This is a genomic window from Streptomyces sp. NPDC086549 (assembly GCF_044746205.1).
Taxonomy (GTDB): Bacteria; Actinomycetota; Actinomycetes; order Streptomycetales; family Streptomycetaceae; genus Streptomyces.
In genome coordinates this window covers 406093-419608 of the sequence record NZ_JBIVBS010000003.1, presented here as the reverse complement: position 1 = coordinate 419608, position 13516 = coordinate 406093, and the positions used below count along the sequence as shown (strand labels likewise).

The following is a 13516-nucleotide window of genomic DNA, read 5'->3' as shown; positions in this document are numbered from 1 at the left end:
TACGGTTTATCGCGCCCGGGTTCCGGCCACAAGCGCGTGGCGTGTTCCTTCACCCCGTGTTCGGGACGAGTACGCCGGCGCGGGCTCCGGGCGGTGGTCTCCGGAGGGTCGTCAGCGGCACCGCAGGGTCAGCTCGAACCAGACGGTCTTTCCGGCCGCCGTACGGCTCGTGCCCCACTCCCGGGCCAGGGTGCTGACCACGCGCAGCCCGCGCCCGAACTCGGCGCCGGGACCGGCGTTGAGCAGGGTCGGAAGGGTGTGGTCGTCGTCGTCCACCTCGCACAGCAGCGTGTCGCCGCGCACCAGACGCAGCTGGATGTGACGGCTCCGGGAGTGCCGTACGGCGTTGGTGACCAGCTCGTCGGCCATCAGCTCCGCGTTGTCGGCGAGGCGGGCCAGTCCCCACTCGTGCAGCTGTTCACGGACCACCGCACGGGCCCGGCCGACCTCGACCGGTTCGCGGGCGAACCGCCACTCGGCGACGTCCTCCGGCTCGATGCCGCCCAGGCGGGCCATCAGCAGGGCCACGTCGTCCTTGCGGCCGCCGCGCGTGTTGAGGGCGCGGATGATCGTGTCGCAGGCGTCGTCCATGGAGGCGGCCGGGTGCGCGGCGGACTCGCACAGGGTGGCGAGGCCCACGCCGATGTCCTCGCCGCGCACCTCCACCAGGCCGTCGGTGCACATGACCAGCCGGTCGCCGGGCTCCACGCGCACGCGCACCGCCTCGAAGGGCACCCCGCCGACTCCTATCGGCGCGCCCGTGGGCAGGTCGAGCAGCTCGCTGCGGCCGTCCCGCGCGCGCACCAGCACCGGTGGGATGTGGCCCGCGTTGGCGATGTGCAGCTCGCTCTCGATCGGGTCGTAGACGGCGTACAGGCAGGTCGCCAGGTAGGTGTCGCCGAGCCGCTGGGCCAGGTCGTCGAGGTTGCGCAGCAGCTGGGCGGGCGGCAGGTCGAGGGCGGCCATGGTCTGCACGGCCGTCCGCAACTGACCCATCATCGCGGCCGAGTTGAGGCCGTGGCCCATGACGTCGCCGACGACTAGGGCGGTGCGGGCGCCGGGCAGTTTCACCGAGTCGAACCAGTCGCCGCCGACCCTGCCGAGCAGGGTGCCGGGCAGATAGCGGGTGGCGATGTCGCAGCCCGCCATGCGCGGCGGGATGTGCGGCAGCATGCTGTCCTGGAGGGTCTCGGCGACGCTCTCCTGGTAGGTGTACATGCGCGCGTTGTCGAGCACGAGGCCGGCCCGGGCGGCGAGTTCGGCGCCGGTGACCCGGTCCATGTCGTTGAACTCGGGGCGCTCGGGGTGGCGCAGCAGGACCATGAAGCCGAGGACCACGTTGCGGGCCTTCAGCGGTACGACGAGCATGGAGCGGCCCGTGATCAGCGGCCGGATGTCGCGCTTGTCGAACTGCGAGGCGATGGCGTGGCCCAGTTGCTCGCTGATGCGCGGCACGAGGACGGGATCGCCGGTGGTCATGCACTGGAAGAACGGGGTGTGCGCCGGGAACGGCATGGCCTCGCCGACCGGGATGACGTCGTCCCAGCGGCCGGGTTCGTCGGTGTGCTCGACGGCCACCCGGTGCCACATGGTGGTGGTGTCGGGCACGCCGTCCGGGAACCCCTCGCCGGCGACGACCTGTTCGCGCAGGTAGGTGCCGGCGACGTCGGTGAAGCGCGGTACGACGGCTCTGCTGACCTCGACGATGGTCCGGGACAGGTCGAGGGAGGTGCCGATCCTTCCGCTGACCTCGTTGAGGAACTCCAGGCGTTCGCGTACGGCGGTGTACTCCAGGTCCTCGCCCTCGTCGCCGGCGAGTTCCTCCGGCACCGGCAGGCCCTGGGCCGCGGCCCGTGCGGCCCGCTCGCGGCGCGCCTTGCGCTCGGCGCGCCGGGCCACACCCCAGTCGGGGGTGACGGGCACCCGGTCGTTCTGGCTGAACTCCAGGACGGGGTAGCCGAGTTCGAGGACCTGCGCGACGATGCGGGCGCTCTCCCCGACGCTCATGCTGGGCAGGATCTCGGGCAGCCGGCGGGCGAGTTCGTCGGCTCCGGGGAAGTCGGTGTGCAGGGCGAAGCCGGGTGCGATGCGCTCGTACGCCGCCCCGTCCTCGTCGTCGCGCGCGTCGGGGCGCAGCCGCTGTGCGTCGGCGGCCAGCACCAGCAGCCGCTCCCGGCCGGGTCCCACCAGGGGGTAGGCCCACCAGACGACGTCGGCCCGGTCGCGCTCGGGCACGGTGAGGCGGGCGCGGCCCGCCGCCGGGTAGTTGAGCCGCCCGTCCAGGGAGGACTCCAGGTCGGGTCCGAGGCCGTCGTACGCCGCGTACGCCCCGTAGGGGGTGATCTCGTCGTCCTCGGGGAGCGCTCCGGAGACGGGCAGCAGATCGAGGACGGACCGGCCGATCGCGTCCTCCTTGGGAGCACCGAAGAGCCGTCGGGCGCCCGTGCTCCAGTGGGAGACGAGGCCTTCGCGGTCGACCACGACCACGGCCAGCGGGATGCGCCCGGCCGCGACGGTTCCCGCCGCGCCGTCCCCAGCTCCGCGGCTGGGAGGCATGCCCCTCTCGGTGCCACGGTCCATGGCCAAGGCCCTCTCTCCCCACGGCTGCGAATCGATCTGTGCCGCCCGTCACTACGGTACGGGGACGGCTCGTCGCGATGTGTGGCAATGCTGGAATTGGTTTCACTTGATCGCCCCGGGGTGCTGGTCCGCGCCCCGCGCGGGCGGTGGAACCGGTGCCGCCGTGTGCCGCCATGTGCCGCCCGGGGTGTGTCAGTCCTCGTGTCCCAGCTGGAGATCGCGCTCCGTCCGTCCCCCGCCGGCCATCCGGAGCACGGTGGCCACCGGCGGGTATCCCGCCGCGATGACGGTGTACTCGCCGGAGGCGAGGTCGACGAACCGGAATGTTCCGTCGGCGCCGGTGGTGAGCGTGTCCGCGACGTTCCCGGCCGCGTCGAGCAGGGTCACTCGCGCGTCCTCGACGGGCCGTCCGCCGCCCGCGCGCACGGTGCCGCGCAGGACGGCGCCGCCCGCGAGCTCGACGTCCTGCCGGGTCTCGCGGGAGGCCTGCACGGTGACCGGGAGCGCGGCGGGGCGGAAGGCGGGGGCACTGGCGGCGAGGGTGTACTCGCCGGCGACGAGTTCGGTGATGACATAGCCGCCCTCACGGCCGCTGCGGGTGGTGGCGACGACCTCGCCGTGCACATTGGTGAGGGTGACGGTGGCGTCGCGGACGGCGCTGCCGTCGGCGGTGAGCACGCTGCCGGCGAGGCGTCCCGCGCCGCCGAGGACGATGTCGAGTTCGACGGGCCGCTCGCCGACGGTCACGGACACCGCCTGCGGCTGGTGGCCGCCCGCGGCGGCGATCAGCACGTACGCCCCGGAGCCCGGCGTGGCGAGCGCGTACCGTCCGTCCTCGCCGCTGGCGCCCCGTCCGACCTGCTGTCCGGCGACGTCGATGAGGGTGAGCGCCGCACGGGGCACTACGGTCCCGTCGGGGTGCTGCACCGTGCCGCACACCGGGATGCCGGCGCTGTGCGGCGAGCGACGCGAGACGGGGGTCCCCCCGTCCGAGGGCTGGGGGCGGGCCTGCGGGACGGGGGCGTTCACGGTGCCGGGCTCCGTCTCGGCGGCGTGGTGGGACACCAGCGGTTTCTCCTTGAGGAAGAACGCGGCGACCAGGCCGAGGGCGAGCACCGGGACGAGGTGGAGGAAGATCCCGGGCATCGCGTCGGCGTAGGCGCGGACGTAGGCGTCGCGCAGCTGCGGGGGCAGCGCGTGGACGAGCTGGGGGGTGAGGGACTCGGGGTCGGGGAGCCGGGCGCCCGCGTGGGCGGGGAGACGTGTGTGCAGGGCGTCGGCGAGCCGGCGGGCGAAGAGGGTGCCGAAGACGGCGGCGCCGACGCTGCCGCCGATCTGCCGGAAGTAGTTGTTGGCGCTGGTGGCGGTGCCGAGGTCGCTGGGGCGTACGGAGTTCTGCACGGCGAGGATCAGGACGGGCATCACCATGCCGATGCCGGCGCCGAGGACGGCCATCCAGATGCTGTAGTGCAGCCGGGGCGTGTCGGCGTCGAGCCGGGACAGGAGCCACATGCCGGCGACGGAGAGCAGGCCGCCGGCGATCGGGAAGGCCTTGTAGCGGCCGGTGTGGGTGATGAGCTGTCCGACGACGACGGAGGCGCCGACGATCCCGGCCATCATGGGCAGCATCAGCAGGCCCGACCCGGTGGCCGTGGCGCCGTAGACCATCTGGAGGAAGGTGGGCAGATAGCCGGCGGCGGCGAACAGGGCGACGCCGACGACCAGGCCGGCCAGGCCGGTGACGTTGAAGACGGAGTCCCTGAACAGCCTGAGCGGGATGAGGGGTTCGGCCGCGTGGTGTTCGGTGACGAGGAAGAGGACGGCGGCGGCCGCGGCGCCCGCGCCGAGGCCGAGGATCTGGCGCGAGTCCCAGGCGTACTCGGTGCCGCCCCAACTGGTCAGCAGCACCAGGCAGGTGGAAGCGGTGGCGAGCAGCAGCGCGCCGAGCAGGTCGAGGCGGGCCCGGGCGCGCGGCTTGGGGAGCTTGAGCACGACGGTGACGACGGCGAGGGTGACCAGGCCGACGGGCACGTTGAGGTAGAAGCACCAGCGCCAGGAGAGGTGGTCGGTGAAGTAGCCGCCGAGCAGCGGTCCGGCGACGGAGGCGACTCCGAAGGCCGCGCCGATGAGGCCCAGGTAGCGGCCGCGGCGCCGGGGCGGCACGATGTCCGCGATGATCGCCTGCACGCCGGTCATCAGGCCGCCCGCGCCGGCGCCCTGGACCGCGCGGAAGGCGATCAGCTGGTCCATGGTCTGTGCCCGGCCGGCCAGCGCGGAGCCGACGACGAAGACGGCGATCGCGAACTGGAAGGCGCCCTTGCGGCCGAGGAGGTCGCCGAGCTTGCCGTAGACGGGCAGGCCCACGGTGGCCGTGAGCAGGTACGCGGTGATGGCCCAGGACATCCGGTCCAGGCCGTGCAGCTCTCCGACGATCCTCGGCAGCGCGGTGGCGACGATCATCTGCTCCAGGGCGGCCAGGAGCAGGGCGAGCATCAGCCCGCAGAAGACCAGCCGGACCCGGCGCGGGCCGAGTTCGGCGACCGGCCCGGGTGGCGGGACGGGGGCCTCCTCGGGTGCCACGGCCGGCTCGTACTGCGCCAGGGTCGTCCCGCCCACGTACCGCTCCCCTCGTCGCGCTGTCGCACGATGTCCGCGTGAATCCCGCGCAGACCGGCAACTGCGGGCAGGCGCGACGGGTTACGGCGGCGCTCGGGGGCGGCGCGGAGATCCACTCGAACCGGTGAGGGGATCAACGCGCCTTCGCCGTCTGTCCTTTGGGGCAGGGTCTGCCCTACTTCTCCACCTCGGCGGCGAGCTTGGCGAGCACCGCGTCGTAGATCCGGCCGAGGCCCTTGGGCGCGAACGTCCTCTCGAAGAAGCCGCCGATGCCGCCGGCGCCGTTCCAGGTGGTGGTCACGACGACCCGGGACCTGTCCTCGCCGGCGGGGGTGACGCGCCAGGTGGTGACCATGGAGGAGTTGCGGTCCTTCTCGACCAGTTCGCCGTCGGTCGGCTCACTGACCTCCAGGAGGCAGTCGCGGACCCGCTTGCTCGTGGCCTGGAGCTTCCAGTGGACGAGGGTGCCCTCGCCGTCGCCGCCCTCGCGCACCTCGTACTCGCTGAAGTGCTCGGGCAGCAGCCTCGCGCGCGTGCCGCTGTAATCGGCGAGGGCGTCGAACACCTTCTCCGCGTTCGCCGCGACGATCCGCTCCGTAGTGGCCTCGACCTGCGCCATCGACTTCCTCCAGGACCTGAGTTCTCGGGGTTGGGGCAAGCCAACCACCCCGGTCCCCGGCCGCCCAAATCGGGGGTGCCCCGGCCTGTCCGATGCGATCGGAAAACACCCTTGCACGATCATGCGAACAGGTGTTCTATTCTGTGCACCGCGCTACCGAGGAGACGTCATGCGCTGGGAGAACCTCACAGTGGAGTCCGGACACGGCCGGGCCGCCGACGCCGCGCTGTTCGGCGCGGACGCGGTCGTCAGCCGCTCCTTCGACACGCCCGAGTTCCGCGGGATGACCTTCCACGAGATCCGGGCCCGCTCGATCCTGAACCGGGTGCCGGGCGCCTCGCGCATGCCGTTCGAATGGACGGTCAACCCCTACCGCGGCTGCTCACACGCGTGCGTGTACTGCTTCGCGCGCAAGACGCACAGCTATCTGGACCTCGACACGGGGATCGGCTTCGACACCCAGATCGTGGTCAAGGTGAACGCGCCGGAGCTGCTGCGCCGCCAGCTCGGCTCCCGGCGCTGGCAGGGCGAGCACATCGCGATGGGCACCAACGTCGACTGCTACCAGCGCGCGGAGGGCCGCTACCGCCTGATGCCGGGCATCATCTCCGCGCTGCGCGACCACGCGAACCCCTTCTCCATCCTGACGAAGGGCACCCTGATCCTGCGCGACCTCGACCTGCTGAAGCAGGCGGCGGAGGTCACCGACATCGGCATCTCGGTCTCCGTCGGCTTCACCGACCCCGCCCTGTGGCGCACGGTCGAACCGGGCACGCCCGCGCCCGAACGGCGGCTGGAGGTCGTGCGGACGCTCGGCGAGCACGGCATCGGCTGCGGCGTGCTGATGGCGCCGGTGGTCCCCTTCCTGAGCGACGACCCGGCCCAACTGCGGGCCACCGTACGGGCGATCGCGGCCGCCGGGGCCAGCTCGGTCACCCCGCTGGTGCTGCATCTGCGGCCAGGGGCCCGGGAGTGGTTCATGTCCTGGCTCGCGGCGCACCATCCGCACCTGGTGCGCCGTTACGAGCGGCTGTACACGGAGGGCGCCTACGCGCCGAAGTGGTACCAGCGCCGGATCACCCGTCAGGTCCACGAACTGGCTCAGGAGTACGGCATCGGCCCCACGCGCGCGGGGATGCCGCGCAGGATCAGCGCGCCGGAACCGGCCGAACCCGGGACCCCCGACGCCGGAACGTCCGAACCGATCCAGCTCACGCTGATCTGAGATCGTTCGAGGGCAACATCCGGACCAATTGGGTCAATTATTGACATAACACGTTCTTCTGGTCGCCCATACCGGGACGATGCGGCGAGGACCGTGACCTTCGCGGTCCGGAACCCCTCCGTCCCGGGAGGACCCATGAGAACACGCGCTGCCCTGCTGTGCGGTGCCGCCGTCGTGGTGGCCGGCACGCTCACGGCCGTCCCCGCGCAGGCGGCCCCGGCCGAGAAACCCACCTGGAAGAAGTGCGGCACCGCCGACTATCCGACGCTCCAGTGCGCGTCCCTGGAGGTGCCGCTCGACCACGCGAACCCGTCCGGGCGGCAGATCACGCTCGCCCTGTCCCGCGTCCCGCACACCGCCAAGACCTATCAGGGCCCGCTGCTGGTCAACCCCGGCGGGCCGGGCGGCAGCGGTCTGACGCTCGCCGGGTTCGTCGCGTCCGCGCTGCCCAGGACGGTGGCCGCCCAGTACGACGTCATCGGCTTCGACCCGCGCGGCGTGGGCCGGAGCACACCCGCCCTGAACTGCGCCCCCGGGTACTTCGAACCGGTGCGCCCGGACTCCGTCCCGGGCACGGCCGGGCAGGAGCAGGCCGGCCTCGCGCGCGTGCAGGCGTTCGCCGCCGCCTGCGGCCGGAAGTACGCGGACGTCCTGCCGTACATGGACACCGTCAGCACGGCGCGGGACATGGACTCGGTCCGGCAGGCCCTCGGCGCGGAGAGGATCAACTACCTCGGCTACTCGTACGGCACCTATCTCGGCGCCGTCTACGCCAAGCTGTTCCCGGAGCGGGTGCGCCGCCTGGTCCTGGACTCGATCGTGAACCCGACCGGGGTCTGGTACGACGACAACATCGGCCAGGACTACGCCTTCGACGACCGCCACCGCGCGCTGATGGCATGGATCGCCCGGTACGACTCGACGTACCGGCTGGGTACCGACCCGGCGAAGGTCGAGGCCAAGTGGTACGCGATGCGGGCGGCGCTCGCCACGAAGCCGGCGGGCGGCAAGGTCGGCGCCTCCGAACTGGATGACACGTTCATGCCCGGCGGCTACTTCAACGGCTACTGGCCCTATCTGGCCGACGCGTTCGCGGCGTACGTGAACCACAAGAACCCGGACCCGCTGGTCGCGGTGTACGGCAAGCTTGCCGCCGTCGACTCGGCGAGCGAGAACAACTACAGCGTCTACGCCGCGGTGCAGTGCCGGGACGCCTCCTGGCCGCGCAGCTGGGACCGGTGGCGCAGGGACAGCTGGGCCGTCCAAGCGAAGGCGCCCTTCATGACCTGGAACAACGCCTGGTACAACGCACCCTGCGCGTTCTGGCCGACCGACTCGCTGAGGCCGCTGAACGTCGCCAACGGCAAGGTGCCGCCCGCGCTGCTCTTCCAGGCGACGAACGACGCGGCCACCCCGTACGAGGGCGCCGTCATGACCCACCGTCTCCTGGCCGGCTCCAGCCTGGTGGTCGAGGATGGCGGCGGGAACCACGGCGTCACCCTGAGCGGCAACGCCTGCCTGGACAAGCACCTGTCCGCCTACCTGACCGACGGCACGGTCCCGCGCGGCGTCCACGGGGTCGACGCGGTGTGCCCGAAGACACCCGACCCGAAGCCGCTGCCCGCCAAGGTGGCGTCCACGTCGTCCCGCGGCTCGGCCCTGCACGGCCTCCTCGGCTTCCGGGGCTGAGCGGCCACCGCCCCCGACGGCCCGCCGGGGGCGTTGTCGGACCCGTGGTCCACCATGGACGCATGAGTGAGCCGACCAGGATTCCCGCCCCCGACGGCGTCGCGCCCGCGGCCCAGTACAGCCATGTCGTCCTCGGCACCGGCCGATTCGTCGCCGTCTCCGGCCAGCTCGCCCTGGACGAGGACGGCAGGCTCGTCGGCGAGGGCGATCCGGCGGCCCAGGCCCGTCAGGTGTTCGAGAACCTGAGACGCTGCCTGGCCGCCGCCGGGGCGGCCTTCGAGAACGTCGTCAAACTCACCTACTTCGTCACGGACATGGCGTACCTGCCGGCGATCCGGGCCGCCCGTGCCGCGTACATACCCGACGACCGGCTCCCGGCGGCCTCGGCCGTGCAGGTGGCCGCGCTGGTGGGGCCGCAGTTCCTCATGGAGATCGAGGCGTTCGCGGTCGTGGACGGATAATCACGGGCTGGTGCGGCCGACCGCTCCCTAAAGTGGCCGCCATGGACAGCACAACTCCGCGCATCCGCCCGATGACCCTCGCCGACTGCGACCGCGTCTCCGAGATACGCATCCGTGGCTGGCAGAGCGCCTACAAGGGGCTCGTGCCGCAGTCGTACCTCGACGGCCTCAGCGTGGCGGAGGAGGCCGAGCGGCAGCGTGCCCGCTTCTCCGCGCAGAACACGGACGGTGTGGCGAACCTGGTGGCCGAGCAGGACGGCGAGATCGTCGGCTGGGCGGCGCACGGGCCGTACCGCGACGGCGAAGTGCGCACCGCCGACGCCGAGTTGTACGCGATCTACGTCGACCCGGACCGCCTCGGGAGCGGCATCGGGCGGGGGCTGCTGGAGGAGTCGACGGCGCGGTGCGCGCCCGGCCACTCCCGCATGTACCTGTGGGTCCTGAAGGAGAACACCCGTGCCCGGCGCTTCTACGAGCTGGCGGGATTCCGCGCCGACGGTGCCGAGGAGCCTTTCGAGGTGGACGGCGTCGCCGTGCCCGAGGTGCGGTACGTGAGAGGGCTGCCCCGCTGACCGGCGCTCACCTCGGCTTCGGGATCCGCGCCAGCGCGTGCACCGCGGCCTCGGCGAGCGCGGGGTGGGCCAGCGCCTCGTTCAGGACGCGTCGGGCCCGGCCGTCGCCGAGCGCGCCGAGTCCCTCCACACAGGCGAGGGCGACCCGGCGGTAGGGGTCGTGCGGGCGCAGCCGCCGCTCCAGGGTGGTGATCAGCGCGGGCACGGACTCGGGGGCGCGCAGCTCGACCAGCAGCCGTACGGGGTGCAGGGCATAGGCGACGCGCAGTTCGTTGGTGGCGAGGGCGGCGGCCGCGCGGGCCGTGCGGGGGTCGTCGAGACGGGTGAGGGCGTAGGCGGCGGAGGCGCAGCGCGGCGGATCGCGGTGGTTGAGCAGCAGGACGAGGGACTCGAAGGCGCGCCGGTCGCCCCCCACCCCCAGCCGGAACGCGGCCAGTTCCCGGGCCCACAGCGGCTGTCCGGCCGCGGTGAGCACGTCCGCCAGCTCGTCGTGCTCCTCGGTCGCCGCCAGCCGCTCGTACGCGGCCGTCCCGCGCGACTCCTGCCGTAGACGCTCCGTGAGCGATCGCAACTCTTCGTCCACGAAGCCCAGATTAGGCGTGTCGTGCGGCGGCCGGGACCCACATCACAAACTCGGGGGCTGGCGCGCTCGTTACCCACCGGTTAAGCTCATACGAGCGAGTCACCCACTCGCACACAGCTCATGACGGTTTGGTGACGCAGCCGTCGTGGGTGCAGGTCGGTTCGGTACCTCACGTACCACCAGTACGACTCGGCTTCGGGACAGAGCCGGTCGGTCTCAGCCGCTCCCCGGGCGTGTGCACGCCCGTGACGGACGGCACCGGGCGTGTGCGCTCGCAGCCCGGCAACACCCGCACTCCTTTCCGCACCCGGTGCGCCCCCTCGGCGCACCTGGGCGCGTTTCCAGTCGTCACCCTCATTTCCAGGAGTCCCGCGATGGCCACTCCCCTGTCCGACACCTCTCTGTCCCCGTTCAAGACCATTGCCGTCGTCGGCCTCGGCACGATGGGCACCGGCATCACCGAGGTTCTCGCGAAGGCCGGCCGCGAGGTCGTCGGCATCGACATCAGCGAGGCCGCCACCGCCCAGTCGGTCGCCGCTCTGGAGTCCTCGACCGCCCGCGCCGTGGAGCGCGAGCGGCTCACCGAGCAGGAGCGCACGGACCTCCTCGCCCGGGTCCGCACCTCCACCGACCTGCGTGCCGCGGCCGACGCCGACCTCGTCATCGAGGTGGCCCCGGAGTCGTACGAGATCAAGCACCAGATCTTCCGCGAGCTGGACGGCATCGTCCGGCCGGAGACGATCCTCGCGACCGGCACCAACGCCCTGTCGGTGACCCGGCTGGCCGCCGACTCGGCGCGCCCCGAGCGCGTGCTCGGCCTGCACTTCTTCAACCCGGCCCCGGCGATGCGGCTGGTCGAGGTCGTCTCCTCCGTGCTGACCGCGCCGCAGGCCGTCGCCGCGGTCACGGACCTCGCCATCGAGCTCGGCAAGGAGCCGGTCGCGGTCGGCGACCGCCCCGGGTTCGTCGCGGACGGCCTGCTGTTCGGCTACCTCAACCAGGCCGCCGCGATGTACGAGGCGAAGTACGCCTCCCGCGAGGACATCGACGCGGCGATGCGGCTCGGCTGCGGCCTGCCGATGGGCCCGCTGGCCCTGCTGGACCTGATCGGCGTCGACACCGCACGCACGGTCCTGGAGGCCATGTACGCCGAGTCCCGCGACCGGCTGCACGCCCCCGCTCCGATCCTCAAGCAGCTCAGCGAGGCGGGTCTGACCGGCCGCAAGTCGGGCCGCGGCTTCTACACGTACGAGGCTCCGGGCAGCGCCACGGTCGTGCGGGACGCGCTGACCCCGCTGGAGGGCGGCGCCCTCACCCCGGGGCGCTCCGTGCGCTCGGTCGGTGTCGCCGGTTCCGGCACCATGGCCTCCGGGATCGCGGAGGTCTTCGCCAAGGCCGGGTACGAGGTGGTCCTCGCCGCGCGCAGCGAGGAGAAGGCCCAGGCCGCCAAGGCCCGTATCGGCAAGTCCCTCGCCCGCTCCGTCGACAAGGGGCGTATGACGGCCGAGGCCGCCGCCCGGACCCTGGACCTGGTCACGCCGGCGGGCTCCTACGACGCGTTCGCCGACGTCGACCTGGCCGTCGAGGCGGTCGCCGAGGACCTGGAGGTCAAGCAGCAGCTGTTCGCGGCGCTGGACAAGGTCTGCAAGCCGGGCGCGGTCCTGGCGACCACCACGTCCTCACTGCCCGTCGTCGCCTGCGCCCGCGCCACCTCGCGCCCGCAGGACGTGATCGGCATGCACTTCTTCAACCCGGCGCCCGCCATGAAGCTGGTCGAGGTCGTCCGTACGGTGTTGACGGCCGACGACGTCCACTCGACGGTCCGCGAGGTCTGCGCCACCATCAAGAAGCACGCCGTCGACTGTGGCGACCGGGCCGGATTCATCGTCAATGCCCTGCTCTTCCCGTACCTCAACAACGCGATCAAGATGGTGCAGGAGCACTATGCGTCTCTTGACGACATCGACGCGGCGATGAAGCTGGGCGGCGGCTACCCGATGGGCCCGTTCGAGCTCCTCGACGTGGTCGGGCTCGACGTCTCCCTGGCGATCGAGAAAGTCCTGCACCGCGAGTTCCGCGACCCGGGTCTCGCTCCGGCCCCGCTTCTGGAGCACCTGGTGGCCGCCGGCTGCCTCGGCCGCAAGACGGGCCGCGGCTTCCGCGAATATGCCCGCCGCTAAACATCCCGGCGACTGGTTCGACGGCGACAGGGACTGGGGCGGACTGCTCGGCCCCGCCGGCGGCCCCCCGCCCCTCCCGGGCGGGGGAAACCCCGGACATGCGCATCGAGCTGCGCACATGCAGTACGTTCGGGTCATGTCCCAGCCCGCCAAGTCCTCACGTACACCAGCTACGCCCGACGCGCCGGAAAGTGCCGCAGGCAGTCGCGCGGCCGCCCAGCGGCTCAAGATGCGCCGCGAACTGGCGGCCGCGGCGATGGAGCTGTTCGCGACCAAGGGGTACGAGGCGACCACCGTCGACGAGATCGCGGCCGCGGCCGGGGTCGCGCGCCGCACGTTCTTCCGTCACTTCCGTTCCAAGGAAGAGGCGATCTTCCCGGACCACGACGACACATTGATCCGCGCCGAGGCGGTGCTCAATGCCGCCCCCGCGCACGAGCATCCGCTCGACACCGTGTGCCGCGGCATCAAGGAAGTCATGAAGATGTACGCGGCCCGGCCGGAGATCTCGGTCGCCCGCTACAAGCTCACGCGCGAGGTGCCCACCCTCCGCGAGGCCGAGATCGCATCGGTGGCCCGCTACGAGCGCCTCTTCACCCGCTACCTCCTCGGCCACTTCGACGAGCACGCGCACGACGACGACGCCAACGACGACCCGCTGCTGGCCGAGGTCGCCGCGTCCGCCGTCGTCACGGCCCACAACCACGTCCTGCGGCGGTGGCTGCGGGCGGGCGGCCAGGGGGACGTGGAGGCCCAGCTCGACCACGCCTTCGCGATCGTACGGAAGACGTTCGGCACCGGGATCGGGGCCGGGCGCACCTCGGCCCCGGGGCCGGTGGCCGTCCCGGCGGCGGTCTCCACGCAGGGCGAGGTCCTGGTGACCGTCGCCCGTACCGACGCTCCGCTCGACGAGGTCATGCGGACCATCGAGGAGGCGCTCCGGGACCGCTGAGGCCTCCTCGCCACTGTGATGACGGCCACCCCACGGGGT

The 13516-nt window shown here is 72.2% G+C and carries 10 protein-coding genes; 6 read left to right on the top strand and 4 right to left on the bottom strand.

Features of this window, described 5'->3' with window-relative positions; all coding sequences use genetic code 11:
- Positions 1–111: 111 nt before the first annotated feature.
- From ACIPSA_RS12825 to ACIPSA_RS12815, 3 genes are all read right to left on the bottom strand, one after another.
- Complete coding sequence (locus ACIPSA_RS12825) at positions 112–2580, bottom strand: SpoIIE family protein phosphatase (protein WP_402632770.1); 2469 nt, start codon at positions 2578–2580, stop codon at positions 112–114.
- A gap of 192 nt (positions 2581–2772) precedes the next feature.
- Positions 2773–5196 carry an MFS transporter gene (locus tag ACIPSA_RS12820; protein ID WP_402632767.1) on the bottom strand — a complete coding sequence of 808 codons (2424 nt, stop codon included), beginning with the start codon at positions 5194–5196 and terminating at the stop codon, positions 2773–2775.
- A gap of 175 nt (positions 5197–5371) precedes the next feature.
- Positions 5372–5815, bottom strand: a complete 444-nt coding sequence (locus ACIPSA_RS12815) for an SRPBCC family protein (protein WP_402632764.1) — start codon at positions 5813–5815, stop codon at positions 5372–5374.
- Positions 5816–5984: 169 nt separating this feature from the next.
- Here ACIPSA_RS12815 and ACIPSA_RS12810 point away from each other — a divergent pair, with 169 nt between their 5' ends.
- From ACIPSA_RS12810 to ACIPSA_RS12795, 4 genes are all read left to right on the top strand, one after another.
- Positions 5985–7040: an Rv2578c family radical SAM protein gene (locus tag ACIPSA_RS12810; RefSeq protein ID WP_402632761.1), complete on the top strand. Its 1056-nt coding sequence runs from the start codon at positions 5985–5987 to the stop codon at positions 7038–7040.
- 135 nt (positions 7041–7175) lie between these two features.
- On the top strand, positions 7176–8729 hold the full coding sequence (locus tag ACIPSA_RS12805) for an alpha/beta hydrolase (RefSeq protein ID WP_402632759.1): 1554 nt from the start codon (positions 7176–7178) through the stop codon (positions 8727–8729).
- A 62-nt stretch (positions 8730–8791) separates the two neighbouring features.
- A complete protein-coding gene (locus ACIPSA_RS12800) occupies positions 8792–9190 on the top strand; it encodes a RidA family protein (RefSeq protein WP_402632756.1) in 399 nt (132 codons plus the stop codon).
- A gap of 41 nt (positions 9191–9231) precedes the next feature.
- Positions 9232–9762 (top strand): GNAT family N-acetyltransferase, encoded by a 531-nt coding sequence (locus ACIPSA_RS12795; RefSeq protein ID WP_402632753.1) that lies wholly within the window; start codon positions 9232–9234, stop codon positions 9760–9762.
- 7 nt (positions 9763–9769) lie between these two features.
- Here the strand turns inward: ACIPSA_RS12795 and ACIPSA_RS12790 are convergent, their stop codons facing one another.
- Positions 9770–10345, bottom strand: a complete 576-nt coding sequence (locus tag ACIPSA_RS12790) for an adenylosuccinate lyase (protein WP_402632751.1) — start codon at positions 10343–10345, stop codon at positions 9770–9772.
- Positions 10346–10719: 374 nt separating this feature from the next.
- On the opposite strand from ACIPSA_RS12790, the gene ACIPSA_RS12785 reads away from it, so the two are divergent.
- Together ACIPSA_RS12785 and ACIPSA_RS12780 are read left to right on the top strand one after the other, a co-directional pair.
- Positions 10720–12525: a 3-hydroxyacyl-CoA dehydrogenase family protein gene (locus ACIPSA_RS12785; RefSeq protein WP_402632749.1), complete on the top strand. Its 1806-nt coding sequence runs from the start codon at positions 10720–10722 to the stop codon at positions 12523–12525.
- A gap of 136 nt (positions 12526–12661) precedes the next feature.
- Positions 12662–13477 (top strand): TetR family transcriptional regulator, encoded by an 816-nt coding sequence (locus ACIPSA_RS12780; RefSeq protein ID WP_402632746.1) that lies wholly within the window; start codon positions 12662–12664, stop codon positions 13475–13477.
- The last annotated feature ends 39 nt before the right edge of the window (positions 13478–13516 follow it).

Bases quoted from the DNA above. Each gene is read 5' to 3' on its own strand.
- ACIPSA_RS12825 (WP_402632770.1), bottom strand. From the start codon at position 2,580: ATGGACCGTGGCACCGAGAGGGGCATGCCTCCCAGCCGCGGAGCTGGG.
- ACIPSA_RS12815 (WP_402632764.1), bottom strand. From the start codon at position 5,815: ATGGCGCAGGTCGAGGCCACTACGGAGCGGATCGTCGCGGCGAACGCG.
- ACIPSA_RS12810 (WP_402632761.1), top strand. From the start codon at position 5,985: ATGCGCTGGGAGAACCTCACAGTGGAGTCCGGACACGGCCGGGCCGCC.
- ACIPSA_RS12805 (WP_402632759.1), top strand. From the start codon at position 7,176: ATGAGAACACGCGCTGCCCTGCTGTGCGGTGCCGCCGTCGTGGTGGCC.
- ACIPSA_RS12800 (WP_402632756.1), top strand. From the start codon at position 8,792: ATGAGTGAGCCGACCAGGATTCCCGCCCCCGACGGCGTCGCGCCCGCG.
- ACIPSA_RS12795 (WP_402632753.1), top strand. From the start codon at position 9,232: ATGGACAGCACAACTCCGCGCATCCGCCCGATGACCCTCGCCGACTGC.
- ACIPSA_RS12785 (WP_402632749.1), top strand. From the start codon at position 10,720: ATGGCCACTCCCCTGTCCGACACCTCTCTGTCCCCGTTCAAGACCATT.
- ACIPSA_RS12780 (WP_402632746.1), top strand. From the start codon at position 12,662: ATGTCCCAGCCCGCCAAGTCCTCACGTACACCAGCTACGCCCGACGCG.